Consider the following 25,733-nt stretch of genomic DNA (forward strand, 5'->3'; position numbering starts at 1 on the left):
GGGCGCATGGGCCGGTGGCGCCGCGCCCATTGTTGATATTTTCGAGCGACGTTGATGCGGCCCACGCATCAGCGCTGCTCTGGATATCCATCCAGGTTTTTCAAAGGCCGCCCCTACAATCCGCCCCCATGGCGACCCTCAGCAAGACTCCCCCGGCCTATTCGGAAGGCTCGATCCGTGTCCTCAAGGGCCTCGAGCCCGTCAAGCAGCGGCCGGGCATGTACACCCGCACCGACAACCCGCTGCACATCATTCAGGAAGTGCTGGACAACGCCGCCGACGAGGCGCTGGCCGGCTACGGCAAGAAGATCAAGGTGACGCTCCACGCCGACGCCTCGGTCAGTATCGAGGACGACGGGCGCGGCATCCCCTTCGGCCTGCATCCCGAAGAGAAGGCACCGGTGGTCGAACTGGTCTTCACCCGCTTGCATGCCGGCGGCAAGTTCGACAAGGGCGCCGGCGGCGCCTACAGTTTCTCGGGGGGCCTGCACGGCGTGGGCGTGTCGGTGACCAACGCGCTGTCGAAGCGGCTCGAAGTCCACTCCTTCCGCGATGGGTCGGCCGCGCGCATCGTCTTCGCGGGCGGCGACGTTGCGGAGCCGCTTCAGCTTCGTGCGATCGAGAGCGGCGAGCGCCGCCAAGGCACCACGGTGCGCGCCTGGCCCGATCCCAAGTACTTCGAATCCGGCGTGCTGCCGGTCAACGAGCTGACCCATCTGCTGCGCAGCAAGGCGGTGCTGATGCCCGGCGTCACCGTCACGCTGGTGATCGAGAAGACCAAGGAGACCCAGCAGTGGCTCTACAAGGGCGGCCTGCGCGACTACCTGATGCAGACGCTCAACGCCGATCCGGTGATCCCGTTGTTCGAAGGCGCCGGCCATGCCGACAAGAACGCCGACAACTTCGCCGAGGGCGAGGGCGCCGATTGGTGCGTGGCCTTCACCGAGGAAGGCCAGCCGGTGCGCGAGAGCTACGTCAACCTCATTCCCACCAGCGCCGGCGGCACCCACGAAAGCGGCCTGCGCGACGGCCTGTTCAACGCGGTCAAGGGCTTCGTCGAGCTGCATTCGCTCTTGCCCAAGGGCGTGAAGCTGCTGCCCGAGGACGTGTTCGCGCGCGCCTCCTATGTGCTCTCGGCCAAGGTGCTGGACCCTCAGTTCCAGGGCCAGATCAAGGAGCGCCTCAATTCGCGCGACGCGGTGCGCCTGGTTTCCAGCTTCGTGCGCCCCGCGCTGGAGCTGTGGCTCAACCAGCACGTCGACTATGGCAAGAAGCTCGCCGAGCTTGCCATCAAGGCCGCGCAGACGCGCCAGCGCGCCGGCCAGAAGGTCGAGAAGCGAAAGGGCTCCGGCGTGGCCGTGCTGCCCGGCAAGCTGACCGACTGCGAGAGCAAGGACACGGCGCACAACGAGGTCTTCCTGGTCGAGGGCGATTCGGCCGGCGGCAGCGCCAAGATGGGCCGCGACAAGGAGAGCCAGGCCATCCTGCCGCTGCGCGGCAAGGTGCTCAACACCTGGGAAGTGGAGCGCGATCGCTTGTTCGCCAACACCGAGATCCACGACATCTCGGTCGCGATCGGCGTCGACCCGCACGGGCCGGAAGACACGCCCGACCTCTCCGGCCTGCGCTACGGGAAGATCTGCATCCTCTCTGATGCCGACGTGGACGGCTCGCACATCCAGGTGCTGCTGCTCACGCTCTTCTTCCGCCACTTCCCCAAGCTCATCGACGCCGGCAACGTGTACGTCGCCAAGCCGCCGCTGTTCCGCGTCGACGCACCGGCGCGCGGCAAGAAGCCGGCCTCCAAGGTCTATGCGCTCGACGAGGGCGAACTCACCGCCATCCTCGACAAGCTGCGCAAGGACGGCGTGCGCGAAGGCGCCTGGACCATCAGCCGCTTCAAGGGCCTGGGCGAAATGAGCGCCGAGCAGCTCTGGGAGACCACGCTGAATCCTGATACGCGCCGCCTGCTGCAGGTGCGCCTGGGCCGCTTCGACCTCCAGGGCACGCAGGGCGAGATCACCAAGCTGATGGGCAAGGGCGAGGCCGCCGCCCGGCGCGAGCTGATGGAGCTGCGCGCGGACGAGGTCGAGGTCGACGTCTGAAGGGCTTCCTCAGGACATGAAGGCCCCGGGCACCGGGGCTTCGCCGAGCGCCTGGCGCAGCGCGGCCCAGTGCATCGCCTCATCGCCGAGGATGCTGGCCGCGGCCTTGGCCAGCCCGCGGTCCTCGAAGAGCGGTACCGCGCCCAGGTAGGCGCTGACCGCGCCTTGCTCCAGCTTGGCCGCAAATCGCAGCACATCGGCCTGCGACTTCAATTGCGAGGCCGGGAAGTCGTACTTCGCCTTCGCGCTCACGGCCTTGCCGCCGAGCTTCTCGACCGTGGCGGCGAGCAGCGCGGCATGGGCCCGGTGGTGCCCCTGGAAGGTGAGGGCGAGGTCGAGCACGGGCTTCTCGAGCAGCTTGCTCTCGGCCCCGAGCTGGTAGGCCGCGATGGCCTCGAGCTCCGAACCGAGCGCGGAATTGAGGATCTGTGCATCGCTCGCCGCGTCGCCGCCGGCCTGGGCCGCCAGCGCGTCATTGCCGGACAGCAGCGCGACTGCGGCGCCCGACAGCAGCAGGCCCGAGCGGCCGAGGAACAAGCGTCGCGCGGCGACGGGCGTGGGCATAAGGAAGAAGGACATGAGGGTCTCCAGTGAAGTGGGATCAGTAGGTCGGGCGCGCTGGCCCATCGGCGATGACGGCCATCACGTGCGCGACGATCCCGTCGCAACGCACACCCGCGAAAGAAAAGGCGTCACCGATCGCCACGTCGATCTCGCGCGACAGCGCTTCGCGCAGCAGGCCCCGCGCCCGGAAGAAGCGTGAGCGAACGGTGGCTTCGGGGATGTCGAGCGCCGCAGCCACTTCCTCGATGCTCAGGTCCTCGACCGCGCGCAGCACGAAGACCGTGCGGAACACCTCGGGCAGGGCGTCGATGCCCGCCTCGATCAGCTTGCGCGTCTCGCCGCGCATCGCATGACGGTCCGGTTGTTGGTCGGGATCTGCCTGCATCCACGTGCCCTCCTGCGTATCGATGGCCTCGGCGGCCGTGTCGAAGGCGATGACCTGGGCGCTGCCGCGCCGGCGCAGGCGTCCCAGCGCTTCGTTGGCCACGATGCGCACCAGCCAGGTCGAGAGCCGGGCTTCGGCGCGAAAGCTTCCGAGCGAGCGCCAGGCGCGCAGGTAGGCCTCCTGCAAGGCATCCTGGGCTTCGTCGTCGTCCTTCAGGATGCTGCGGCCGGTGCGAAACAGCAGCCGGTTGTGGCGCCGCATGATGAGCTGGAAGGCGAGGGCGTCGCCTTGCGCGGCGCGGGTGGCGAGCTCGATGTCGGTCGGCTGCGCGGCGTCGTCGGCGTCCTTGATGGGTTCGAGCTTGTTCATGGTGGCGTCGTGGTGTTGCCCATTGGATGGACGGGGATGTCATCCTGTTCCCGCACGGAAATCGGCGGGCATCGACGACAATGCGCCCGGCGATGAACTTTCGACACGCTCCCGGCCGCTGGTGGCGGCTCCCGCTTCTGTGGCTGGCCCTGTGCGCATGGTTGCCGCTCGCGCACGCCTCCGACATCTACGGCTACGTCGACGACAAGGGCGTGGCCCACTTTGCCGCCGAGAAAATCGACGAGCGCTACCAGCTCTTCTTCCGCGGTGGCCAGGCCTTCGATACCGCGCAGGGCATCGGCCCGCTCACGCGCGGCCGCACAGGCGGCATCGACGGCAAGGTGCCTCGCGCCTCTCAATCGCTGCTCGCGCTGTTCGAGGCCTCGCCTAGCTACAGGCCCGCGCAGAAGGCGCTGCGCGAAGCGGCGCAGCGACACGACATCGACTACGAACTGCTGCAGGCCCTGGTCGCGACCGAATCGGGCTTCGATGCGCAGGCGGTCTCGCCCAAGGGCGCGCTCGGTCTGATGCAGCTGATGCCTGCGACCGCGCAGCGCTATGGCGTCGGGGCCGACAAGCGCGGCTCGATCGAGAAGAAGCTCTTCGACCCGCACATCAACATCGCTGCCGGCGCGCGCTACCTGCGCGACCTGATCGCGATGTTCCCCGGCGACATCGAGCTCGCGCTCGCGGCCTACAACGCGGGCGAGGGCGCGGTGCAGCGCGCGGGCAACAAGATCCCGAACTACCGCGAGACGCAGAACTACGTGAAGACGGTGCTGCAGCTCTACGCCTACCTCAAGCCGTCCGCGGCGACGGGCCGCGGCAATGCGCCGGGGCGCGTGCGCATGGAGCTGGCGGCACCGCGCGGCGGCGCGCTCGGGCGTGGGAACCTGCCCTCGCCGGCGGGGGAGATGCCGGCCCTGCCGGCGCTGGCAGAGGCAGCGACGCAGGCGGCCGACGCGGACGCGGGCGCCGCCCCGCTGAAGCTGTCGGATCGAATTTCGAAGAAACCATGAAGGCCGCCGCCCTGCAGCGCTGAGGGCAGTTCCTCGCAGGCGCGGCCGTTGCCTTTCATGGCAGGAGCGTGCAGCCGTCAGTGCACGAAGCGCGGGAGCTGATCCGTCGAAGGGCAGGGCGCGGCCACTACACTTGCCGCTCCCACAAAGTCTCTCGCAATGGATTCCCAACCGACCCTCGATTTCCAGAACCCCGAAGAGGACGGGGCCCTCACGCTGGCCGATTACGCACAGACTGCCTACCTCGAATACGCACTTTCGGTCGTCAAGGGCCGCGCCTTGCCGGACGTCAGCGATGGCCAGAAGCCGGTGCAGCGGCGCATCCTCTATTCGATGTCGCGCATGGGCCTGGGCTTCGGCGGCGCCAACGGCACCGTGGGCGCCAAGCCCGTCAAGAGCGCGCGCGTGGTCGGCGACGTGCTGGGCCGCTTCCATCCGCATGGGGACCAGGCGGCCTATGACGCGCTGGTACGCATGGCGCAGGACTTCTCGCAGCGCTACCCGCTGGTCGACGGCCAGGGCAACTTCGGCAGCCGCGACGGCGATGGCGCCGCGGCCATGCGCTACACCGAGGCGCGCTTGTCGCGCATCACCAGCCTGCTGCTCGACGAGATCGACGAGGGCACGGTCGACTTCATCCCCAACTACGACGGCTCGACCGAGGAGCCGCGCCTCCTGCCCGCGCGGCTGCCCTTCACGCTGCTCAACGGCGCCAGCGGCATCGCGGTCGGCCTGGCCACCGAGATCCCCAGCCACAACCTGCGCGAGGTGGCCGATGCCTGCGTCGCGCTGATCAAGTCCAACGGCAAGCTGAGCGACGAGGAACTGTTCGCGCTGGTGCCCGGCCCCGACTACCCCGGCGGCGCGCAGATCATCAGCAGCCCGGCCGAGATCACCGAGGCCTACCGCAGCGGTCGCGGCTCGCTGAAGGTGCGCGCGCGCTGGAAGATCGAGGACCTCGCGCGCGGCCAATGGCAACTGGTGGTCAACGAACTGCCCCCCGGCGTCAGCACGCAGAAGGTGCTGGAGGAGATCGAGGAGCTCACCAACCCCAAGGTGCGCGCGGGCAAGAAGGCGCTGACGGCCGAGCAGACCCAGCTCAAGGCGGCCGTGCTCGCGGTCCTGGACGTGGTGCGCGACGAGTCGAGCAAGGACGCGCCGGTGCGCCTGGTGTTCGAGCCCAAGACCTCGCGCATCAGCCAGGAGGAGTTCATCACCACGCTGCTGGCGCAGACCTCGCTCGAGACCTCCGCGCCCATCAACCTCACGATGGTGGGCATCGACGGCAAGCCGACGCAGAAGTCGCTACGCCAGATGCTCAGCGAGTGGATCGCCTTCCGCGAGGTCACGGTCGAGCGGCGCTCGCGCCACCGGCTCGGCAAGGTGCAGGACCGCATCCACATCCTCGAGGGGCGGCAGCTGGTGCTGCTCAACATCGACGAGGTGATCGCCATCATCCGCGCCGCCGAGGACCCGAAGGCTGCGCTGATCGCACGCTTCAAGCTCAGCGATCGCCAAGCCGAGGACATCCTCGAGATCCGGCTGCGCCAGCTGGCGCGGCTGGAGGCCATCAAGATCGAGCAGGAGCTCAAGAGCCTGCGCGAGGAGCAGAAGAAGCTCGAAGACATCCTGGCGACCCCGGCCTCACTGCGCCGCCTGCTGGTGAAGGAGATCGAGGCCGATGCCAGGAGCTTCGAGGACCCGCGCCGTACGCTGATCCAGGCCGAGAAGCGCGCAGTGGCCGAAGTGCGCGTCGTCGACGAGCCGGTGACGGTGATCGTCTCGCAGAAGGGCTGGGTGCGCACACAGAAGGGCTGGGCCAGCGAGCGCGCCGCGGGCGCCGCCGCGCCCGAGTACAGCTTCAAGTCGGGCGATGCGCTCTATGGCGCCTTCGAGTGCCGTTCGGTCGACACGCTGCTAGTCTTCGGCACTGCCAAGGACAAGGGCGTGCGCGTGTACAGCGTGGCCGTGGCCTCGCTGCCGGGCGGGCGCGGCGATGGCCAGCCGATCACGACGCTGATCGATCTTGAGAGCGGCACGCATCCCGCGCACTACTTCGCCGGACCCTCCGGGGCCGCGCTGCTACTGGCCAATACGGGCGGCTACGGCTTCATCGCCTCGGTGGAGAACATGATCTCGCGGCAGCGCGGCGGCAAGGCCTTCATCGACGTGGGCGAGGGCGAGCAGCTGTGCCGGCCCTCGCTGGTCGGCGGGGCGAGCGGCGCCGAGCCGATGCCGCCGGCGACCCACGTGGCCTGCGCCTCGGCGGGCGGTCGCATCCTCACCTTCGAGATCCTCGAGATGAAGGCGCTGCCCAAGGGCGGCCGCGGCCTCACGCTGATCGACCTCGACGCCAAGGACACCCTGGCGGGCGCCGCCGCCTATACGCGCAGCGTGCGCATCGAGGGCATCGGCCGGGGCGGCAAGGAGCGCGAGGAGACCCTGGAGATCCGCACGCTCAACAACGCACGCGGCACGCGTGCGCGCAAGGGCAAGGCGGCCGACCTCGGCTTCAAGCCGACCGGCGTGGTGCGCGTGCTCTGAGGGCGCTTTCGCATGACGGATTTCGGCCCGGTGGGCATCTTCGTTCTGATCGTGACCAGCGCTGCGAGCTTCCTGCTCGCGCGCTGGCTGTCGAAGCGCCGGCGCGACTCGAAGCGCGAGCGCGAGCGCCGCAGCGAAGAGGCGTCGCAAAGCCGGCAGGTGCGGCGGGCGCAGGAGCGGCGCAAGGCGCGCCGCTAGCTTCTGTCTCGGTTCGGATCGGACCGCCGTCCCGGCTCGCGCGGGTCGGCGCGAGCTTGACCGTTGCGCCCTGCGTTCCGGCATAGACCATTCGCGGCATTGCCGCCCCTGTCCAGGCATGAAATATTCCACGCCGAACGACGAGGAACCGCATGGACGAGACCATCCAGAAGCTGGTGACCGCGCGGCGCCAAGCGCTCGGGGGCGTCGACGATGGCCGCCGGCCCTGGGGCCTGGCCCTGTCGGGCGGAGGCATCCGCAGCGCCACCTTCTGCCTCGGCCTGCTCAAGTCGCTGGCCGCGCGCCGCCAACTCCTGCGCTTCGACCTGGTCTCCACCGTCTCGGGCGGCGGCTACATCGGCGCCACCTTCGGACGGCTGTGCACCAACGCCAGGTCGGCCGACGAGGTGCGCGAGATCGAGCGCGCCTTCGGTGACGTCGACCGCGCGCGCTTCGGGTGGTGGCTGCGCGGCAACGGCCGCTACCTGATCCCCGGCGGCCTGCACGACACGCTCTTCGCCGGCGCCCTCTACCTGCGCAACCTGCTGGGCACGCACATCGAGATCGCGATCGCCGCCAGCCTGATCGGCATGGTGCTGGCCGCGGTCAACCTGCTGCTGTGGGACTCGGTGTTCCGCGCGGTCGATCTCAACAGCGTGCCGCCCGATTCCGTGGTCGGCGTCAGCGACCTGGCCGGCGTGCAGTCGCTGCGCCTGCTGGTCCAGTGGGCCACGCAGGGGCCCACGCTTTGGTTCACGCTGGTGGGGCCTTTCATCGCCTCCGTGGTATTGGCCTGCGCCTACTGGTCGGTGCGCGACAAGAAGTCCACGGCCTTCATGCTGGTGCAGGTGGCGATGTGGTGCGCGCTCGCCGCCGGCGCCTGCTGGCTCGGGCCGCAGCTGGTGCGCCACTACAGTGGGCCGCTGTGGCTGGCGCCGGCCTTCGTGGGCTTCGCCCTGTGCTGGGTGGTCGCGCTGCTGTGGGTGCTGTGGCGCAGCCGGAAGCGCTCGCCCGCGCAGTTGCGCAACGACCTCACCGACGGGCTCGCCTCGGTGATCAACACCGCGCTGCTGATCGTGCTGCTGGGCATGCTCGATCGCGCGGCCTGGTGGCTCGCGGCCGAGAGCCAGGACCTGCGCGCCTTCTACGGTGCCGCCTTGCTGGCGGTGGCGGCCGGGCTGCGCGGCGTGCTGCCGATGCTGCTGTCGCAGAAGCAGCAGGCGCCGGGCATCGGCAAGACGCTGCTGCTCAGCCTGGCGAGCCTGCTGGGGCTGCTGCTGGCCTTCTGCCTGGCGGCCTGGTGGGTGGGGGTGGTGTACGCGGCGACGCTGCTGCCGGTCTTCACGGCCGGCGGGCTGGACTTCTCGCGCGGCTGGGTCTGGCTGGGCACCATCTTCGTCATCGTCTTCAGCTATGCGTGGGTGACGGGGCGCAACTTCGCCTTCCTCAATGTTTCCTCCCTGCACATGTTCTACAAGGCGCGCATCGTGCGCGGCTACCTTGGCGCGGCCAATGCACGGCGCCTGGGCGCGAGCCCGACCGACCAGGTCTCGGGGCTGGAGCCGCCGCAGGTGCCCGTGGGCGAGGTCGATCCGCACGACGACATCTCCCAGCTGCACTATGCGCCGCATCTGCACGGCGGGCCGGTGCACCTGGCCAACGTCTGCATCAACCAGACGCACGACACCAAGCAGAAGCTCTTCAACCGCGACCGCCGCAGCCTGCCTCTCACCATCGGACCGCAGGGCTGGATGCAGGCCGGCGGCGCGGGCTGGGCGCAGGCGCACGGCGATGGCGCGCTCACGCTGGGCGCGTGGACCGCGATCTCCGGCGCCGCCTTCGCCCCGGGCCTCGGGCGCCTGACCAAGCGCGGCATCGCGGCGCTGTCGGTGTTCGCGGGCCTGCGCCTGGGCTACTGGTGGAACAGCGCCGAGGCCGGCATCGTGCAGCGCGGCGCCGCGGTGCATAGCAGTCCGCTGCTGATGAAGACGCGCTTCATGCTGCTCGAATGCTTCGGCGTCTTTCCGGGCAGCAGTTCCGCCAACTGGTACCTCAGCGACGGCGGCCACTTCGAGAACACCGGCGCCTATGCGCTGCTGCGCCAGCAGGCCGCGCTGATCGTGATCGCCGATTGCGGCGCCGACCCGGACTACCGCTTCTGCGATCTCGAGATCCTCATCCGCCGCGCGCGCATCGACCTCAATGCCGAGATCACCTTCATGAAGCCGCGGGCCGGCGCCGACTGGGCGCACCTGGGCGCCTTCGGTTCGCTCAACGACCTGGCCTCGCCCGACAGCCAGGCCTGCCTGGCGCTGGCGCAGGTGCGCTACGCCAGCGGCGCGACCGGGCAGATCGTGCTGGTCAAGCCCAATGTGTCGGCCACGCTGCCGGTGGACCTGGTCAACTTCAAGGCCGCCAATCCGCTGTTCCCGCAGCAGCCCACCACCGACCAGTTCTTCGACGAGGCGCAATGGGAGAGCTATTTCCGCCTCGGCGCCGAGATCGGCGCGCGCCTCGAGGGCGAGATGCTGGAGCAGGTGGCGCTGGGTGCGCCCGGCCTCTTCGTGCCCGATGACGGCCAGCCGCAGGCGGCCGCGAAGGCCGCCGCCGCGAAGGGCGATGCGCAGGACAAGGGCAAAGACAAGGACAGCGCCACAGCGGCGGCCGTCGGGTCGATGAGCCGTTTGCAGGCGCGCGTGCTGCGCGCCGGCGCGGTCACCGCTTCAGTCGGCATCGGCACTGCCGCGACCTTCGGCGTCGCGGCCTGGCAGGGCATCGACAGCTGGCGTGCTCAGCGCATCGAGACGGAGAAGGCCGAGAACAGCTCCTTCAAGGAACTGACCGAGCGCTGGGCTCGCCTGCACGCGAGCAGCACCGGCGGCGACGCGCCCGCGCTGCTCGCGGCCGAGCTGCTGCGCACCGGCGACCTGCTGTGCCGCGACGGCCGCGACAACTTCATGGCCAGGTTCCGGCTCTCGGTGCGCATCGTGGACGATGCCAAGCAGGCCTGCGCCAACGAGCCCCTGGAGCAGCGCACGCCGGCCTGCGCGCGTTTGCTCGATGCGGGCAACGGCATCGACTGCCTGCAGCCGGCGCAGACGCCGCCCTGCGCGCCGCGCTACTGGGCGCGCGACTACACCGGGCAGGTCGGCTCCAAGCAGAACTGCAGCGGCACCTTGCCCACGCCCTTTCCGGCGGTGGTGTGGCTGCGCGACCGCTTCCTGGACCTGAGGCCGGGCCTGCCGCAGGTCGCATCGGTCGAAGTGCCCATGGCGAGACCCATGCCGGGGCCTGCATCCGAGCCGGGCGTCGAGCCTTCGAACGGGGTCGAAGTGCCGCCTGCGTCGCCTCCACCGCCCGCGGGCGACATCTGCGAAGGCACGGTCGTCTACATCCAGCTCTACGGCCCGGCGCTGCGCGACAAGGCGCGCAGCTGGCGCGGGCCCTGGCGCACGCTGGGCGCTTCGGTGCCGCCCATCGAGGACGTGCTGAGCACCTCGCGCCGGGCCGGACGCTCCCCGCCGGCGGGACATCCGGAGCCCACCGTGATCATCCGCGACGAGAAGACGCGCCCCTGTGCCCAGGCCCTGATCCGGACCGCCGCTTCGCCCACCGGCCAGGACTGGGCCATCAAGCTGCGGCCGCAGGGCGCGGCCGAGACGAAGAACAACATCGAGGTGTGGCTGCCGCGCACCGGCGGGCCGATCGCGAACTGAAGCGGTCCGACTGTCGGTCTTCGCGGTCCGCCGCGGTTCCACGGCTCGGCAAGGCGCTCACTCAGATGCTGCGCTGATGGACCCGCTTCGAAAGCGCTTCGGCGGTCTCGCGCCGCTCGCTGTAGCGATCGACCAGAAAGCTTGCGCAGTCTCGCGTCAGCAGCGTGAACTTCATGAGCTCTTCCATGACATCGACCACGCGCTCGTAGTAGGACGACGGCTTCATGCGGCCGTGCTCGTCGAACTCGAGGAAGGCCTTGGCCACCGACGACTGGTTGGGGATCGTGATCATCCGCATCCAGCGGCCCAGCACGCGCATCTGGTTCACGGCGTTGAAGGATTGCGAGCCGCCGGAGACTTCCATCACCGCCAGGGTCTTGCCCTGCGTGGGTCGCACGGCGCCGACGGCCAGCGGAATCCAGTCGATCTGTGCCTTCATGATGCCCGTCATCGCCCCGTGGCGTTCAGGCGAAGTCCACACCATGCCTTCGGACCACCGCGCCAGCTCGCGCAGCTCCTGAACCTTCGGGTGGCTCTCTGGCGCTTCGTCCGGCAGCGGAAGTCCTCGCGGGTCGAAGATGCGCGTTTCAGCGCCCATGAGGCGCAGCAGCCGCGCGGCCTCCTGGGTGAGGAGGCGACTGTAGGAACGCTCGCGCACCGATCCGTAGAGCAGCAGGATCCTGGGCGCGTGCGTCGCGCGCTCGCTGGGCAGGAGGTCCTGGAGCTCCGGCTTGACGAATGCGGAGGCGTCCAGGTTCGGCAGATCAGGAACTGACATGTCGGCTCTCGTTGCTTGTTGGGCGGTCTTCTTCGGACCGGGCTCTGGGTGAAGAGACTTCAGGCGCGACCGGCGCGCCGGCGAACACCTTGTGGACGACCACGGCAAGAGCGGCGCCGATCAGCTCGGCAACCACGAACCCTGGAACGCTCGACGGCGCGATGCCGGCGAAGCTGTCGCTGAACATCCGTCCGAACGCCGCCGCCGGGTTCGCGAACGAGGTGGAAGCCGTGAACCAGTAGGCCGCGCCGATGTAGGCCGCAACCATGGCCGCAACGCGTGCCGCCGGCGCGCGCAGGATGACCAGCACCAGGCCGAAGGTCGCCACGCCCTCGGCAATCCATTGACCGGGGCCGCTGCGCACCTTCGTCGAGAACTGGAGGATGGTCACGTCGAACATCGCGTGCGAAAGCCAGGCGCCCAGCACCGCACCGAGGAGCTGCGCGAGCACATACGGTGCGAGCAGGTGCAGCGCAAGCTCTCTTCTGCCGGCCATCACGAGGGACACCGCGGGATTGAAATGAGCCCCGCTGACGGGGCCGAACACTTCGATGAGGATGTACAGGCCGCCGACCGTGGCGAGCGTGTTGGCCAGAAGCGCCATGGCGACGTTTCCGCCGGCCAGGCGCTCGGCCATGATGCCGGAGCCGATGACGGCCGTCAGCAGAAGCGCGGTGCCCAGGGCCTCGCCGAGCAGTCGTTGTGGTGTGGAGACGGGCATGCTCAGTGCTTCGAAAGGGGGATGAAGGCCTTCTGCAGGCCTTCGTTGCGCATCGCCTTCCTCAGCACTTGCAGGAGGTGGCGGTGTCGGTCAGGCATGTCTCGCCCTGGCAGCAGTTCTCGGTGAGGTAGCCCAGCAGCTCGTTCATCCGATCGAACGATGCCCGGTAGACAAGATTGCGGCCCAGACGCTCTTGCGTAACGAGGCCTGCGTTCACGAGCTCCTTCAGGTGGAAGGACAGGGTTGCCGGGGGAATGCCCGAACCCTCGGCCATGACGCCGGGCGTCATGCCTCGGGTACCGGCGATCACCAGCGCGCGAAACACCCGCAATCGGGCCTCTTGCGCCAGCGCGGCAAGGGAGCGTACGGCCTGTTTTTCTTCCATCGTTCTAGTTTAGTCGAAATATGGAAGGCGAACGGCCGCGCCGGGCGAGCGTCGACGAAGCCGACCGCATCTCCGCTGCCGCCCAGCTCAGGCGGCCTGCACCCGCGGCGGGGCCGCGCGAACGAGGCCGAGCGCGTGGCGCGCGATCATGGCCTCCTCGTCGGTCGCGATCACCCAGGCGCTGGCGGGCGAGCCGGGAGCCGAGATCACGCGGTCGCCGCGTTCCTCGGACGCCGCCTCGGGATCGAAGCGAATGCCGAGCCAGTCCAGCCCGCCGAGCACGGCGGCGCGCACCCGTGCCGAGTTCTCGCCGATGCCGCCGGTGAAGACCAGCGCATCGATGCCGCCGAGCGATGCCGCGAGCGCGCCGGCTTCGCGCCGGATGCGAGCGCAGAAATACGTGATCGCCTCGCTCGCATGCGCGTCCTCCGAGGCCTCCAGCGCGCGCAGGTCGTGCGAGATGCCGGACAGGCCCTTGAGGCCCGATTCCTTGTAGAGCAGGTCCGACAGGCGCGCTGCGTCGTAGCCGTGCGTCTGGAGCAGATGCAGCAGCACGCCGGGATCGATCGCGCCGCAGCGCGTGCCCATCGGCAGCCCGTCGAGCGCGCTGAAGCCCATCGTCGTGTCGATCGAGCGGCCGCCGCGCAGCGCGCACATCGACGCGCCGTTGCCGAGGTGGGCGACGATCACGCGCCCCGCGGCTTCGCGCGGCGACAGCTCGGCCAGGCGCCCGGCGACGTACTCGTAGGAAAGGCCATGGAAGCCATAGCGCCGGATGCCGGCCTCGAAGTAATCGCGCGGCAGCGCGTAGGCTTCGCCCAGGAAGCCGCCGCCGCGATGGAAGGCGGTGTCGAAGCAGGCCACCTGCGGCACGCCGGGGAAGGCGCGACGGGTGACCTCGACGCCGACGATGTTGTTCGGCAGGTGCAGCGGCGCCAGCGGTACCAGCGTGTGCAGCGAGGCCAGCACCGCGTCGTCGATCAGCGTCGAGGCGCTGTGGCGTGCGGCGCCATGCACGATGCGGTGGCCGATGGCGGCGAAGCGCAGCTGCGGGAACGCGGCCTGGATCAGCGCAAGGATCGCGGCCAGGGCATCGCCATGGCCGCAGGCCGGGCCCGCGGGCAGACCGCCGTCATGCAGCACGCGGCCGTCCGCGGCCTTTGCCGCGAGGCGCGCGTTGCTGCCGAGGCCGTCGACCTGGCCCGCCGCCGCGCGCCGCAGCCGCCCCTCGGCATCGACTGAGAAGAGCGCGAACTTGATCGACGACGAGCCGGCGTTGAAGGTGATGATGTGTTCGGACATGGCGGGCTTCAGTCCGCCCCCGGCTTCCACACCCGCGCCAGCACGGCGAGCCGGGTCCTCAAGCTGTGCCGCTCGTCCGACAGTGCGTCGATGAAGTCCGACAGGCGCTTGGACTTGATCATGGTGTAGAAGGTCAGCCAGGTGGTGAATGCGCCCACCACGCCGAACCACAGCAGCTTCCGCCACAGCGGCGCATCGGCCTCGGCCAGCAGGTTCATCCCGAGGAAGCCGGTGGTGACGGTGCCGATCAGGCCGAAGAGGGTGACCACGGTGAGTCGCACCACGGTGTTGGCCTGGCGGCGCAGGCTGTCGGCGTCGAGGTAGGTGTTCATGTCGGCGATGCGCTCCTTGACCTCGTCGTAGAGCGGATCGAGCGCCAGGTGCGTGGTGCACAGGTGCGACAGCGCGCGCACCTGGGCCTGTTCCGAGATCTCGTGGAACCAGTAGCGGTGGGTGAAGCGCAGGAATCCCTCGAAGCTCGCGCGGATGGCGCGCTTGAAGACCTTGACGCTCGCGACGTCGTGCACGTCGAGCCGGCGCAGCGCCTCGACCAGCCGGTCCGAGAACATCAGCAGCGCCGCCTTCTGGAAGTGCGCGATGAGGAAGACCAGGAAGTGCTGGTGCCGGAACTGCGCCAGCACGCCGCGGTCGCGGCAGCAGAAGAACTCGGAGTCCGCGGCGCCGATCACGACCAGCGAGCGCCCGCTGCACAGGTAGCGCGTGTTCGGGGCGCTGCCGGCGTTGACCCAGAAACGGTCGTAGCAGAAGCGCTGCTCGAAGTCCTCCAGATGCTCCTCGGCAAAGGGCAGGGGGCCGCCGCCGCCGACCGCCGGCTCGGACGCGCCGGTGACGAGCGCCAGCCGGATGAAGTCGCTGCGCGAAAGCCGGCGCGGATCGTCGAGCGCGAGGTAGGCCATCAGCGGCATGCGGTAGTACTCGAGCTGGCGGAAGCGCAGCGCGCCGGGCTCGCCCGAATGGTCGCTCACCAGCGGCTGCATCAGCCATGCCCAGTGCGCCGCGATGCGCGGCGCGCGGTGTTCGGCCACATGCGCGAGGAAGAGGTCGCGCTGCTGCGCATCGGAGCTCGCGAACACGCGCCCGCTTGCATCGAGCCACTCGACGCTCGCCATGCAATGCAAGGCCGCGCCCTGGGCATCCCAGCCGCCGGGGTAGGCGCGGCCGAAGCGGTAGAGGACCTCCTGCGCCTGCGGCAGGCTCAGGTCGTCCACGCCCACTTCCATGTTCAGCATCACCACGTCGACGTCGAAAAAGAAGTAGAGGTCGGTGTGAATGACCTGCAGCGTGACGGGCGCGTCGCCGGGGCGCGTGACCACGCGGACGGCGGCGATGTCGCGCCGGCGGAAGACCCGCATCGGCGATTCGCCGCCCGTGCCGCCGGCCTCGCGGCCGCGACGGCCCTCGCCGTAGAGGAAGCGCTGCACGTAAGGCAGGAAGCTGACGAACTCGTTGTAGTGGCGTTCGTGGAAGCCCTCGTTGCTCCCCGTGTATTCGTCGAACTCCTCGCGCCAGGGCGAAGCATCGCCCATCTCCTTGAGCACCTGCCACGGGCTGCGCCGCTGCTGCTGCAGCGTTCCCTGCGTCGGCATCAGGCGCAAGGGCCACAGCAGGGTCGCGCGCAGGTGGCGCACGGCGGGCGCCGTCGCCGCGCTCGCCGCCTGCGCCGCAGCTTCTAAGGTAGGAGTGATCTGCTGCATGGCGCCAGTGTAGGCACCGGCATGCCGGCGGGGAGCCTGCGAGGGGTGCCTAGGGAAATCCCCGATATGGCTCTGAAACCGGTTTCACATACACTGCGCCTGAGCTTGCGGAGACCCGTTCTGGTGCCTTCGCCCCCGCACATGCACCAGTCCAGAGCTTCCTCCCCGTGAACTACCAATTCCAGTTCGATGCCGTCTTTGCTGCCTGGCCGCTGCTGCTGAAGGGCACCTGGATCACGATCCAGCTTTCGCTGGTGGCCACGCTGCTCGGGCTGGTGGTCGCCATCTTCTGCGCCTGGGGCAAGACCTCGGGGCCGGGCTGGCTGCGCTTCATCGTCAATGCCTACATCGAGGTGATCCGCAACACGCCTTTCCTGGTGCAGCTGTTCTTCTTTTTCTTCGCGCTGCCGGCCATCGGACTGCGCTGGTCGCCCTACACCGCGGCACTCACGGCCATGGTGGTGAACCTCGGCGCCTACGCGACGGAGATCATCCGCGCCGGCATCGAATCCATCCCCAAGGGCCAGATCGAGGCGGGGCGGGCACTCAATCTCAAGCCCTGGGAGATCTTCCGATTCGTGATCATCAAGCCGGCGCTGAAGGCCATCTACCCCGCGCTCACCAGCCAGTTCATCCTGCTGATGCTGAGCTCGGCCGTGGTGTCGGTGATCTCCGCCGACGACCTCACCTCGGTCGCGGCCAATCTGCAGTCGCAGACCTTCCGCAGCTTCGAGATCTACATCGTCGTGGCCTGCATCTACCTGGCGCTGGCGCTCGCGTTTTCGACGCTGTTCAAGCTGATCTACCGGCGCACGCTCAACTACCCGGACCGGCGCTGAGAGGCGGCTCACACCATGCGAACCTTCGGCTTTCCCGATTTCCTCTTCATCCTAGAAGCGGCCAGGTGGACCTTGGCGCTGTCGCTGATCGCCTTCATCGGCGGCGCGACGCTGGGGCTCGTCATCGCGCTGGCGCGCACCTCCGAGAGCAAGACCGCGCGGCTGCTGTCCACCGGCTTCATCCAGGTGTTCCAGGGCACGCCCTTGCTGCTGCAACTGTTCCTCATCTTCTTCGGCGCGCCGGTGGTCGGCTTCGACATCAATCCGTGGATCGCCGCCGGCGTGGCGCTGGTCCTCAACAGCGCCGCATTCCTCGGCGAAATCTGGCGCGGCTGCATCGAGGCCATCCCGCGCGGGCAGACCGAGGCCGCGCACGCGCTCAACCTGGGCTACGCGAGCCGGATGCGCGACGTGGTGCTGCCGCAGGCCTTCAAGATCGCGCTGGCGCCGACGGTGGGCTACGTGGTGCAGATCATCAAGGGCACTTCGCTCGCCGCCATCATCGGCTTCACCGAGGTCACGCGCGCCGGCCAGATCATCAACAACGCGACCTTTCAGCCGCTGTATGTCTTCACCAGCGTGGCGGCGATCTACTTCGCCATCTGCTGGCCGTTGTCCTTGATGGCCGCGCGCATGGAACGCAAGCGCGCCATCGCGTTCGCGCGCTGAGCCCTTCGCCTTTCTCTTCTTCTCTTCACGTCCTCATCCAGGAGACCTCCACCATGACCCTCTTCACCACCCGCCGTGCCGCCATCGCCGCCCTGGGCCTCGGCGCCGCATTGACCGCCTTCGCACCGCTCGCGTCCGCCCAGACCGTTGCCGACATCAAGAAGAAGGGCGAAGTCACCATCGGCATGCTGGTCGACTTCCCGCCCTACGGCACCACCAATGCGCAGAACCAGCCCGACGGCTACGACGCCGACGTCGCCAAGCTGCTGGCCAAGGACTGGGGCGTCAAGGCCAACATCGTTCCGGTCACCGGCCCCAACCGCATCCCCTTCCTGCTGACCAACAAGGTCGACCTGCTGGTGGCTTCGCTGGCGGTGACGCCCGAGCGCGCGAAGCAGGTGCAGTTCTCGCAGCCCTATGCGGCCGCCACCATCGTTCTCTACGGCAAGACCGGCAGCAACATCAAGAGCGCGGCCGACCTGAAGGGCGTGCGCGTGGGCGTGGCCCGTGCCAGCACGCAGGACGTGGCCGTGACCAAGGCCGCGCCGGAGGGCACCGAGATCCGCCGCTTCGACGACGACGCCTCGGCCATGCAGGCGCTGATCTCGGGCCAGGTCGACGCCATCGGCTGCTCGGTGACCGTCGCGGCGCAGATCGCCAAGCGCGTGCCGCCCAAGACCTTCGAGAACAAGTTCACCCTGGTGCAGCAGGCCATGGCGATCGCCATGCGCCCGGGCCAGGACGACCTGCTGAAGCACGTGAACGAGTTCGTCTCGAAGAACACGGCGAATGGCGAGCTGAACAAGCTCTACAACAAGTGGCTGCAGACCGATCTGCCGAAACTGCAGTAAGCGGAATACGGACCGACCCATGAGCGCACTCGTCGCAACCCACGCCACCGCCGAATCGATCATCCGCATGGAAGCGGTGAACAAGTGGTACGGCACTTTCCAGGTGCTGACCGACATCGACCTGTCGGTGCGCACCGGCGAGCGCATCGTGATCTGCGGGCCGTCGGGCTCGGGCAAGTCGACGCTCATTCGCTGCATCAACCGGCTCGAGACGGTGCAAAAGGGCAGGATCGTCGTCGACGGCATCGAGCTCACGGCCGGCGGCAAGAACGTCGACGCGGTGCGCGCCGAGGTCGGCATGGTGTTCCAGCAGTTCAACCTGTTCCCGCACCTGACCATCCTGCAGAACTGCACGCTTGCGCCGATGCGCTCGCGCGGCATGTCCAGGGAACAGGCGGAAGAGGTGGCGATGAAGTACCTCGCGCGCGTGCGCATCCCCGAGCAGGCCCACAAGTACCCGAGCCAGCTGTCGGGCGGACAGCAGCAGCGCGTGGCGATCGCGCGGGCGCTGTGCATGTCGCCGAAGATCATGCTTTTCGACGAGCCCACCTCGGCACTGGACCCCGAGATGGTCAAGGAAGTGCTCGACACCATGATCGGCCTGGCCGAGGACGGCATGACCATGCTGTGCGTGACGCACGAGATGGGCTTCGCGCGCAGCGTGGCGGACCGCGTGATCTTCATGGCCGACGGGAAGATCGTCGAGCAGGCGCCGCCCGGCGAGTTCTTCGGCCACTCGAAGCACGAGAAGACCCGGCAGTTCCTGGGGCAGATTCTCAGTTCGCATCAGGCGCACTGAAGGCGGCGGCGGGATCGGGCAGCCGAATGAACGTATTGATTTCACTGTCGTCCTTTGGCGCGGCCGAGGTGGGGCGACACGGGCAGCTGTGGTGCACGAGGCTGGCGCTGGAGGCGGGGGCGGACGGCGTGGAGGTGCGCGGCGAGCTGCTGCGCGATGCGGCGGGCGAGCTGCCTGCGCTGGCTGGCCTGGCGGCCGTCTACTCGAGCCCCGAGGGGCTGTGGGCGCACGACGCAACCCTGGATGAAGAGGCGCTCGCGCGCGGCCTGGCCGCAGCCGGGACCCTGCGCGCGCACCGGCTCAAGATGTCGATCGGCGGCTTCGGTGCGGGCTCGCACGCCTCGCTGCCGCGGCTCAAGGCGCTGCTCGATGCGCAGGCGGTCGAGCTGCTGATCGAGAACGACCAGACCGTGGCGGGCGGCACGCTGCCTGCGCTGCAGGCCTTCTTCAACGCGGCCGATGCGGCGGGGCTCGACCTGGGCATGACCTTCGACATGGGCAACTGGCACTGGCTGGGCGAATGCCCGCTGGCGGCGGCCCAGGCGCTGGCACATCGCGTGCGCTATGTGCATTGCAAGGGCGTGCAGCGCCTGCCCGCGAAGTGGGTGGCGGTGCCGCTGGAGGACTCGCTCGCGCCCTGGCGCGCCGTGCTGCGGGTTTTACCGGCGGATGTGCCGCACGCCATCGAATACCCTCTGCTCGGCGACGACCTGCTCGCTGCCACGCGCGGGCAGGTCGCCCGGATCCGTTCGCTGAAAGCCACGCCATGACCCCATCCGCCTTCGATGTCGCGCTGTTCGGCGAAGCCATGCTGCTGCTGGTGGCCGACCAGCCCGGCCCCATCGAGAACGCGACCGCCTTCCACAAGCGCACGGCCGGCGCCGAGACCAACGTCGCGATCGGGCTCGCGCGGCTCGGCCTGAAGGTCGGCTGGGCCAGCCGGCTCGGCACCGACACGATGGGCCGCTCGCTGCTCGCCACGATGCAGGCAGAAGGCATCGACTGCTCCCATGTGACCTGCGATCCGGCACAACGCACCGGCTTCCAGTTCAAGGGCCGCGTGACCGACGGCAGCGACCCGCCGGTCGAGTACCACCGCAAGGGCTCGGCGGCCAGCCAGATGGGGCCGGCCGATGTGGACGAGGCCTGGCTGCGCTCGGCGCGGCACCTGCATGCGACCGGCGTGTTCGCCGCCATTTCCGACAGCAGCCTGCAGGCCGCCCTGAAGACGATGGAGGTGATGCGCGCGGCCGGCCGCAGCATCTCCTTCGACCCCAACCTGCGGCCCACCCTGTGGTCCTCGACCGAGGCCATGCGCCACTGGATCAACGAGCTGGCCGCGCGCGCCGACTGGGTGCTGCCCGGCATGGAGGAAGGCCTGCTGCTCACCGGCCAGCGCACGCCCGAGGGCGTGGCGCGCTTCTACCGCGAGCGCGGCGCGAAGCTGGTGGTGGTCAAGCTCGGCGCGGAGGGCGCCTACTACGACAGCGATGCGGCGGGCACCGGCCGCGTCCAGGGTTTTCCGGTCGAGAAGGTGATCGACACGGTCGGCGCCGGCGACGGCTTCGCGGTGGGCGTGATCAGCGCGCTGCTCGAAGGCAGGACGGTGCCCGAGGCGGTGCGCCGTGCCGCCTGGATCGGCGCCCGCGCGGTCCAGGTACTGGGTGACACCGAGGGCCTGCCGACGCGGGCGCAACTGGACGAGGCGCGCTTGTGACGCGCAAGAAGGTCCTGGTCTTCCGCGAGCTGCCCGAGGACCAGCTCGCCCGCCTTCGGTCGGCGCACGAGCTCACGCTGGTCAATCCGCGCATCGCGGCGCAGCGCGATGCCTTCGAGGCCGCGCTGCACGAGGCGCAGGGCCTGATCGGCTCCAGCTTCCCGGTCGACGAAGCGCTGCTCGCGCGCGCGCCGAAGCTGGAAGCGATCTCCAGCGTCTCCGTGGGCGTCGACAACTACCCGCTGGCTGCGCTGCACGCGCGCGGCATCCTGCTGTGCCACACGCCCGGCGTGCTCGACGAAACGGTGGCCGACACCGTCTTCGCGCTGCTGATGGCGACCAGCCGCCGCGTGGTCGAGCTTTCCAACCTGGTGCGCGAAGGACGCTGGACGAAGAACATCGGCGAGGACTTGTTCGGCCACGACGTGCATGGCAAGACCCTGGGCCTGCTGGGCTTCGGCCGCATCGGGCAGGCCATCGCCCGGCGCGCGGCCCTGGGCTTCGGCATGCCGGTGCTCTACCACGCGCGGCGCGCCGTCGACCTGGCGGCGCAGGCGCCCGAGCTGCTGGGCCGGGCCACGCATACGCCGCTCGACGAGCTGCTGGCGCGCGCCGACATCGTCGTCGCCATGCTGCCGCTGTCGGACAGCACGCGCGGCATGATCGATGCGCGCGTGTTCGGCCGCATGAAGCCCGGCGCCATCTTCATCAACGGCGGCCGCGGCGCCACGGTGCAGGAGCCGGCGCTGCTCGACGCACTCGACCAGGGCACGCTGCGAGCCGCCGGCCTCGACGTCTTTGCGGTCGAGCCGCTGCCCCTGGATTCGCCGCTGCGCACGCATCCGCGCGTCACGCCGCTGCCGCACATCGGCTCGGCCACCCACGAGACGCGGCATGCCATGGCGGAGCTGGCGGTCAGCAACCTGCTGAAGGCGCTCGCCGGCGAGCGGCCCCTGGCGGTCTACGACACGGCCTTCGCATGAGCCCCAAGAAGCCAGGCAGGGCGACCATCGCAGACGTGGCGAAAGAAGCCGGCGTCTCCAAGGCCACCGTCTCGCGCTTTCTCAACCACCGCGACCGACTGCTGAGCGACGACATCGCCGCGCGCGTCGAAACCGCGGTCGCCAAGCTGGCCTACACGCCGAGCCCGATGGCGCAGGCGCTGAGCCATGGTCGCTCGCGCCTGATCGGCCTGATCGTGGCCGACATCACCAACCCCTATTCGGTGGCCGTGCTGCGCGGCGCCGAGAAGGCCTGCCAGGAGGCCGGTTACCTGGTGATGCTGTTCAACCTCGGCAACGACATCGACCGTGAGCGCGAGGCCATCGATGCGCTCGCCGGCTACCAGGTCGACGGCTTCATCCTCAACACGCTGGGCCGCGGCGCCGGCCTGGTCGATGCCGAGGCGCTGCACGGCAAGCCCGCGGTGCTGGTGGACCGCCGCCATGCCGGCATGCACACCGACTTCGTCTCGCTGGACAACCCGGCCGCGATGAAGGCCGCCTGCGGCCATCTGGTCGAGGGCGGATACCGCGAGTTGCTCTACATCACCGAGCCGCTGAAAGGCGTGAGCTCGCGGCGCGAACGGACCGAGGCCTTCGGTGCCTGCATCGCGGCGCACCAGCCGCGCGTCGCCGGCGAGGTGTTCGAGAGCACCGAGGAGGACAACGATGCGCTCGATGCCGCCCTGCGTGCCCTGCGCAAGCGCGCCAGGAGCGGGCGCCGCGCCGCCGTGCTGTCCGGCAATGCCGTCGTGACCCTGCGCGTGGCCTCCGCGATGGCGCGCCTGGGCTGGCACTTCGGCGTCGAGCTCGGCTTCGTGGGCTTCGACGATCCCGAATGGGCGCCGCTGATCGGCCCTGGCCTCAGCGCCGTCGCCCAGCCCACCGACGCCATCGGGCGCACCGCTGCGACCTGCCTGATCGAGCGGCTGCGCGGGCTCGAGGGGCCGCCGCGGCAGCTCTTGCTGCCGGGGGAACTGGTGGTGCGGGGCTCTTCGACCGCGGCTTGATCGGCTCGGGCACGCGCTTCGTCGCGACGCATTGTTAGCGATCGGGAAACGGACAACTTCCCCGCGCCGTCTTTGAGAAGCAGGGGGGCGCCGTCAAACTGGGCGCACCGCAACAAGCCCGGGCCGACCCCAAGGCCCAGGCTTTTCTTTTTGAAGACCTGCCCATGAATGCTCCCTGCACCACCTGCGACGATGCCGTGCTCGCGCCCCCGCCGGCGCACACGGAAACCCCCTCGCGTTCCACCTGGCTCGCGGTCGGCTCCATCGCAGTCGGCACCTTCGCGATGGTCACGACCGAGTTCCTGCCCATCGGCCTCTTGACCGACATCGCGGCCGGCCTCGGCGTCTCCGACGGCACCGCCGGCCTGATGGTCACCATGCCCGGCGTGCTGGCCGCCTTCGCCGGCCCGGCCCTGATCGTGGCCTCGGGCCGGCTCGACCGGCGCACCGTGATGGTCGCGCTCAGCGTGCTGCTGGCGGCCTCGAACTTCCTGGCCGCGCTGGCGCCCAACTTCGCCACGATGCTGGTCGCGCGCTTGCTGCTGGGCCTGTGCATCGGCGGCTTCTGGACCTTCGCGCCTGGCGCGGGCACCCAGCTGGTACCCGACGCCTCCAAGGCGCGCGCCATGTCGATCGTGCTGGCCGGCATCTCGGGCGCGACCGTCTTCGGCGTGCCGATCACCGCCTTCCTCGGCAACCTGGCCGGCTGGCGCGCGGCCTTCGGAGCGACCGGCGTGCTGGCGACGGTGGTGCTGCTGATGCAGATCTGGCTGCTGCCCTCGATGCCGCCCGCGCGCGCCATCCGGCCGCGCGACCTGCTGACGCCGCTCACCCGGCGCATGGCCCAGGTCGGTTTGCTGGCGGTGCTGTTCCTCATCGCCGGCCATTTCGCGGCCTACACCTACCTCAAGCCGCTGCTGCAACAGAGCTTCGGCCTCGGACCCGATGCGGTGACGACCCTGCTGCTGGTCTACGGCGCGACCGGCTTCATCGGTACCTTCTTCGGCGGCAGCCTGGTGGCGCGCAGCGTGCGCCTGGCCGCGTTGACGGCGGCGCTGCTGCTGGCTTCGGCCCTGGTGCTCTCGACCCTGGTCGGCGACGGCATGCTGGCCGGCGCGCTCGTGGTTGTGGTCTGGGGTGTCGCCTTCGGCCTCATCCCCGTGGCACTGACCGGCTGGATGATGCAGGCCGTGCCCGATGCGCCCGAAGCCGGGCAGGCGCTGCTGGTCAGCGGTTTCCAGGTCGCCATCGCCAGCGGTGCGCTGGCCGGCGGGCGGGTGGTGGACGGCTACGGCATCGCGAGCACCATGCTGATGAGTGCCGCGCTGGTGCTGGTGGCGGCGGCCGTGATCGGGACGCTGGGCCGGGCGCGGCGCACGGTGGCCCTGAACGCCTAGGCAGGCCGAACGGCATCGGCCAGCGAAGTGCATGGCGTGCCGTTCCGATACGGGATCGGACATCCGAACGCAGAAGGCAAAGAAGATAGAAAACCGATTCTTGGGTTTTCTTTGCGTCCTCTGCGAAACCCTCGCGTCGTCTGCGTTCGATGTCCGATCCCGGATTTCGTCTTACTCGACTTCAGCGATGAGCTCGATCTCCACGCAGGCGCCGAAGGGAATCTGCGCCACGCCGAAGGCACTGCGCGCATGCGCGCCCTTCTCGGGGCCGAAGACCTCCGCGAAGAACTCGCTGGCGCCGTTGGTCACGAGATGCTGCTCGGTGAAGGTGGGCGTCGAGTTGACGAGGCTCATCACCTTCACGATGCGCTTGACCTTGTCGAGATCGCCGATGGCCGCCTTCAGCGTGCCCAGCAGGTCGATCGCGATGGCACGCGCGGCCTGCTTGCCTTCTTCGGTGCCGAGGCCGGCGCCGAGCTGGCCGACCCACGGCTTGCCGTCCTTCTTCGCGATATGGCCGGAGAGGAAGACCAGCTTGCCGGTCTGCACGAAGGGCACGTAGGCGGCGGCCGGAACGGCGACCGGCGGGAGGGTGATGCCGAGGCTTTTCAGTTTGTCGTTGATGCTCATGAAGGCTCCTTGTCTGGGTCTGGGTCTGCGTCTCGGTTGAGATCTGGGTCTTGGGATGACGATTGTGTCTGCGCCTGGGACTGGGATTGCACCTGCTGCGCCGCCTGCGCTGCCTCGGCCCGCAGTTCCTCCAGCGGCTGCACCGTGACGCTGACGTCCAACGTGTGGCGCGCGCCGCCGTGCAGCACGCCGCGCATCGGCGAGACGTCGGAGTAATCGCGGCCGATGGCCAGCGCCACATAGTCCTCGCCGGGCTGGCGGCCGTTGGTCGGGTCGAAATCGGCCCAGTCGCCGGGGCCGTCGGCGCCGGGAATGTAGACCGAGACCCAGGCGTGCGAAGCGTCGGCGCCGATCAGGCGGGGCCGGCCCGGCGGGGGCTGCGTCAGCAGGTAGCCGCTGACGTAGCGCGCGGGCAGGCCCAGGGTGCGCAGGCACGCGATCATGATGTGGGCGAAGTCCTGGCACACGCCGTGGCGCTGGGCCAGGGCCTCGATCGCCGGGGTGCTGATCTCGGTGCTGCCGCTGTCGTAGACGAAATCGGCGTGCATGCGCAGCGTCAGGTCCATGGCGGCGTCGAACAGCGGCCGGCCCGGCGCGAAGCTGGGCCGCGCATAGGCGGCGAAGTCGTCGTGCCGCGGCACGTAATGCGAGGGAAAGACGAATTCGGCGGCGGCATCGAAGCGCGCGCCCTTGGCGTAGCGGAAGCGCTCGCGCACCTCGTCCCACGGCAGCTCGCGCGCCGCGGCCGGCGAGAGCTGGGGCGGCGAGGTCTCGACCACGCTCTCGGCCGTGACCCGGAGCTCGTCGTGAGTGGAGTCCAGCGCAAAGAAGGCCCGCGCGTTGCCGTAGACATCGGGCGACTCGCTGCGTTGCGCCGGCGCGGGGCTGACGGTGAGGGCGTGGCTCACCAGGCGCTGCGTCGGCGTGGTCCGCGGCTTGAGATGCGCCAGGTGCTGCGCGGTTTCGACCGCGGGCGAATACGCGTAGCGCGTCTCGTGGGTGACGTGCAGGAGCATGGG

23 protein-coding genes are annotated in these 25,733 nt (G+C 69.3%); 14 read left to right on the top strand and 9 right to left on the bottom strand.

Features of this window, described 5'->3' with window-relative positions; genetic code table 11:
* Positions 1 to 128 precede the first annotated feature (128 nt).
* The gene (locus tag J2739_RS18655; RefSeq protein ID WP_309904314.1) at positions 129 to 2,105 is read left to right on the top strand and encodes a DNA topoisomerase IV subunit B; all 1,977 of its coding nucleotides are present in this window, start codon (positions 129 to 131) and stop codon (positions 2,103 to 2,105) included.
* Positions 2,106 to 2,114: 9 nt separating this feature from the next.
* Here the strand turns inward: J2739_RS18655 and J2739_RS18660 are convergent, their stop codons facing one another.
* Entirely contained in the window at positions 2,115 to 2,684 is a 570-nt protein-coding gene (locus tag J2739_RS18660) for a ferritin-like domain-containing protein (protein WP_309904316.1), read from the bottom strand.
* Positions 2,685 to 2,706: 22 nt separating this feature from the next.
* Positions 2,707 to 3,423 carry an RNA polymerase sigma factor gene (locus J2739_RS18665; RefSeq protein ID WP_309904318.1) on the bottom strand — a complete coding sequence of 239 codons (717 nt, stop codon included), beginning with the start codon at positions 3,421 to 3,423 and terminating at the stop codon, positions 2,707 to 2,709.
* 92 nt (positions 3,424 to 3,515) lie between these two features.
* On the opposite strand from J2739_RS18665, the gene J2739_RS18670 reads away from it, so the two are divergent.
* The 4 genes from J2739_RS18670 to J2739_RS18685 all read left to right on the top strand — a co-directional run bounded on the left by J2739_RS18670 (position 3,516) and on the right by J2739_RS18685 (position 10,900).
* On the top strand, positions 3,516 to 4,442 hold the full coding sequence (locus J2739_RS18670; protein ID WP_309904320.1) for a lytic transglycosylase domain-containing protein: 927 nt from the start codon (positions 3,516 to 3,518) through the stop codon (positions 4,440 to 4,442).
* 159 nt (positions 4,443 to 4,601) lie between these two features.
* Positions 4,602 to 6,986 carry a DNA topoisomerase IV subunit A gene (gene parC, locus J2739_RS18675; protein ID WP_309904321.1) on the top strand — a complete coding sequence of 795 codons (2,385 nt, stop codon included), beginning with the start codon at positions 4,602 to 4,604 and terminating at the stop codon, positions 6,984 to 6,986.
* A gap of 12 nt (positions 6,987 to 6,998) precedes the next feature.
* Entirely contained in the window at positions 6,999 to 7,184 is a 186-nt protein-coding gene (locus J2739_RS18680) for a hypothetical protein (protein ID WP_309904324.1), read from the top strand.
* Between the two features lie 152 nt (positions 7,185 to 7,336).
* A complete protein-coding gene (locus J2739_RS18685; protein WP_309904325.1) occupies positions 7,337 to 10,900 on the top strand; it encodes a patatin-like phospholipase family protein in 3,564 nt (1,187 codons plus the stop codon).
* A 61-nt stretch (positions 10,901 to 10,961) separates the two neighbouring features.
* Here the strand turns inward: J2739_RS18685 and arsH are convergent, their stop codons facing one another.
* From arsH to J2739_RS18710, 5 genes are all read right to left on the bottom strand, one after another.
* The gene (gene arsH / locus J2739_RS18690; protein ID WP_309904327.1) at positions 10,962 to 11,678 is read right to left on the bottom strand and encodes an arsenical resistance protein ArsH; all 717 of its coding nucleotides are present in this window, start codon (positions 11,676 to 11,678) and stop codon (positions 10,962 to 10,964) included.
* Positions 11,665 to 12,399 (bottom strand): MIP/aquaporin family protein, encoded by a 735-nt coding sequence (locus J2739_RS18695; protein ID WP_309904329.1) that lies wholly within the window; start codon positions 12,397 to 12,399, stop codon positions 11,665 to 11,667. The genes arsH and J2739_RS18695 overlap by 14 nt, the downstream gene beginning before the upstream one ends.
* A gap of 61 nt (positions 12,400 to 12,460) precedes the next feature.
* Positions 12,461 to 12,784 (bottom strand): ArsR/SmtB family transcription factor, encoded by a 324-nt coding sequence (locus tag J2739_RS18700; RefSeq protein ID WP_309904331.1) that lies wholly within the window; start codon positions 12,782 to 12,784, stop codon positions 12,461 to 12,463.
* Positions 12,785 to 12,871: 87 nt separating this feature from the next.
* Entirely contained in the window at positions 12,872 to 14,086 is a 1,215-nt protein-coding gene (locus J2739_RS18705) for an acetate/propionate family kinase (protein WP_309904333.1), read from the bottom strand.
* A gap of 8 nt (positions 14,087 to 14,094) precedes the next feature.
* Complete coding sequence (locus tag J2739_RS18710; protein WP_309904335.1) at positions 14,095 to 15,801, bottom strand: magnesium transporter CorA family protein; 1,707 nt, start codon at positions 15,799 to 15,801, stop codon at positions 14,095 to 14,097.
* Between the two features lie 167 nt (positions 15,802 to 15,968).
* Here J2739_RS18710 and J2739_RS18715 point away from each other — a divergent pair, with 167 nt between their 5' ends.
* From J2739_RS18715 to J2739_RS18755, 9 genes are all read left to right on the top strand, one after another.
* Positions 15,969 to 16,640 carry an amino acid ABC transporter permease gene (locus tag J2739_RS18715; protein WP_309904337.1) on the top strand — a complete coding sequence of 224 codons (672 nt, stop codon included), beginning with the start codon at positions 15,969 to 15,971 and terminating at the stop codon, positions 16,638 to 16,640.
* Between the two features lie 15 nt (positions 16,641 to 16,655).
* Positions 16,656 to 17,309 (top strand): amino acid ABC transporter permease, encoded by a 654-nt coding sequence (locus J2739_RS18720; protein WP_309904339.1) that lies wholly within the window; start codon positions 16,656 to 16,658, stop codon positions 17,307 to 17,309.
* Positions 17,310 to 17,362: 53 nt separating this feature from the next.
* Entirely contained in the window at positions 17,363 to 18,160 is a 798-nt protein-coding gene (locus J2739_RS18725) for a transporter substrate-binding domain-containing protein (protein WP_309904342.1), read from the top strand.
* A 19-nt stretch (positions 18,161 to 18,179) separates the two neighbouring features.
* A complete protein-coding gene (locus J2739_RS18730; protein WP_309904343.1) occupies positions 18,180 to 18,959 on the top strand; it encodes an amino acid ABC transporter ATP-binding protein in 780 nt (259 codons plus the stop codon).
* A gap of 26 nt (positions 18,960 to 18,985) precedes the next feature.
* Positions 18,986 to 19,729 carry a sugar phosphate isomerase/epimerase family protein gene (locus J2739_RS18735; RefSeq protein WP_309904346.1) on the top strand — a complete coding sequence of 248 codons (744 nt, stop codon included), beginning with the start codon at positions 18,986 to 18,988 and terminating at the stop codon, positions 19,727 to 19,729.
* A complete protein-coding gene (locus J2739_RS18740) occupies positions 19,726 to 20,676 on the top strand; it encodes a sugar kinase (RefSeq protein ID WP_309904348.1) in 951 nt (316 codons plus the stop codon). Before J2739_RS18735 ends, J2739_RS18740 begins: the two co-directional genes overlap by 4 nt.
* Positions 20,673 to 21,659 (top strand): 2-hydroxyacid dehydrogenase, encoded by a 987-nt coding sequence (locus J2739_RS18745; protein ID WP_309904350.1) that lies wholly within the window; start codon positions 20,673 to 20,675, stop codon positions 21,657 to 21,659. The genes J2739_RS18740 and J2739_RS18745 overlap by 4 nt, the downstream gene beginning before the upstream one ends.
* Complete coding sequence (locus J2739_RS18750; RefSeq protein WP_309904352.1) at positions 21,656 to 22,687, top strand: LacI family DNA-binding transcriptional regulator; 1,032 nt, start codon at positions 21,656 to 21,658, stop codon at positions 22,685 to 22,687. Before J2739_RS18745 ends, J2739_RS18750 begins: the two co-directional genes overlap by 4 nt.
* A 164-nt stretch (positions 22,688 to 22,851) precedes the next feature.
* On the top strand, positions 22,852 to 24,084 hold the full coding sequence (locus J2739_RS18755) for an MFS transporter (protein WP_309904354.1): 1,233 nt from the start codon (positions 22,852 to 22,854) through the stop codon (positions 24,082 to 24,084).
* Positions 24,085 to 24,255: 171 nt separating this feature from the next.
* Here J2739_RS18755 and J2739_RS18760 read toward each other — a convergent pair whose 3' ends face one another.
* Positions 24,256 to 24,714: a RidA family protein gene (locus J2739_RS18760; RefSeq protein ID WP_309904356.1), complete on the bottom strand. Its 459-nt coding sequence runs from the start codon at positions 24,712 to 24,714 to the stop codon at positions 24,256 to 24,258.
* On the bottom strand, positions 24,711 to 25,730 hold the full coding sequence (locus J2739_RS18765) for a transglutaminase family protein (protein ID WP_309904359.1): 1,020 nt from the start codon (positions 25,728 to 25,730) through the stop codon (positions 24,711 to 24,713). The genes J2739_RS18760 and J2739_RS18765 overlap by 4 nt, the downstream gene beginning before the upstream one ends.
* Positions 25,731 to 25,733 lie beyond the last annotated feature (3 nt).

Origin of the sequence: Variovorax soli, assembly GCF_031454625.1 — a bacterium.
GTDB classification, from domain to species: Bacteria; Pseudomonadota; Gammaproteobacteria; order Burkholderiales; family Burkholderiaceae_C; genus Variovorax; species Variovorax soli_A.

Bases quoted from the DNA above. Each gene is read 5' to 3' on its own strand.
- J2739_RS18655 (WP_309904314.1), top strand. From the start codon at position 129: ATGGCGACCCTCAGCAAGACTCCCCCGGCCTATTCGGAAGGCTCGATC.
- J2739_RS18670 (WP_309904320.1), top strand. From the start codon at position 3,516: ATGAACTTTCGACACGCTCCCGGCCGCTGGTGGCGGCTCCCGCTTCTG.
- J2739_RS18685 (WP_309904325.1), top strand. From the start codon at position 7,337: ATGGACGAGACCATCCAGAAGCTGGTGACCGCGCGGCGCCAAGCGCTC.
- J2739_RS18765 (WP_309904359.1), bottom strand. From the start codon at position 25,730: ATGCTCCTGCACGTCACCCACGAGACGCGCTACGCGTATTCGCCCGCG.
- parC (WP_309904321.1), top strand. From the start codon at position 4,602: ATGGATTCCCAACCGACCCTCGATTTCCAGAACCCCGAAGAGGACGGG.
- J2739_RS18735 (WP_309904346.1), top strand. From the start codon at position 18,986: ATGAACGTATTGATTTCACTGTCGTCCTTTGGCGCGGCCGAGGTGGGG.
- J2739_RS18725 (WP_309904342.1), top strand. From the start codon at position 17,363: ATGACCCTCTTCACCACCCGCCGTGCCGCCATCGCCGCCCTGGGCCTC.
- J2739_RS18760 (WP_309904356.1), bottom strand. From the start codon at position 24,714: ATGAGCATCAACGACAAACTGAAAAGCCTCGGCATCACCCTCCCGCCG.
- J2739_RS18700 (WP_309904331.1), bottom strand. From the start codon at position 12,784: ATGGAAGAAAAACAGGCCGTACGCTCCCTTGCCGCGCTGGCGCAAGAG.
- J2739_RS18695 (WP_309904329.1), bottom strand. From the start codon at position 12,399: ATGCCCGTCTCCACACCACAACGACTGCTCGGCGAGGCCCTGGGCACC.
- J2739_RS18730 (WP_309904343.1), top strand. From the start codon at position 18,180: ATGAGCGCACTCGTCGCAACCCACGCCACCGCCGAATCGATCATCCGC.
- J2739_RS18710 (WP_309904335.1), bottom strand. From the start codon at position 15,801: ATGCAGCAGATCACTCCTACCTTAGAAGCTGCGGCGCAGGCGGCGAGC.
- J2739_RS18740 (WP_309904348.1), top strand. From the start codon at position 19,726: ATGACCCCATCCGCCTTCGATGTCGCGCTGTTCGGCGAAGCCATGCTG.
- J2739_RS18665 (WP_309904318.1), bottom strand. From the start codon at position 3,423: ATGAACAAGCTCGAACCCATCAAGGACGCCGACGACGCCGCGCAGCCG.
- J2739_RS18660 (WP_309904316.1), bottom strand. From the start codon at position 2,684: ATGTCCTTCTTCCTTATGCCCACGCCCGTCGCCGCGCGACGCTTGTTC.
- J2739_RS18680 (WP_309904324.1), top strand. From the start codon at position 6,999: ATGACGGATTTCGGCCCGGTGGGCATCTTCGTTCTGATCGTGACCAGC.
- J2739_RS18705 (WP_309904333.1), bottom strand. From the start codon at position 14,086: ATGTCCGAACACATCATCACCTTCAACGCCGGCTCGTCGTCGATCAAG.
- J2739_RS18755 (WP_309904354.1), top strand. From the start codon at position 22,852: ATGAATGCTCCCTGCACCACCTGCGACGATGCCGTGCTCGCGCCCCCG.
- arsH (WP_309904327.1), bottom strand. From the start codon at position 11,678: ATGTCAGTTCCTGATCTGCCGAACCTGGACGCCTCCGCATTCGTCAAG.
- J2739_RS18750 (WP_309904352.1), top strand. From the start codon at position 21,656: ATGAGCCCCAAGAAGCCAGGCAGGGCGACCATCGCAGACGTGGCGAAA.
- J2739_RS18720 (WP_309904339.1), top strand. From the start codon at position 16,656: ATGCGAACCTTCGGCTTTCCCGATTTCCTCTTCATCCTAGAAGCGGCC.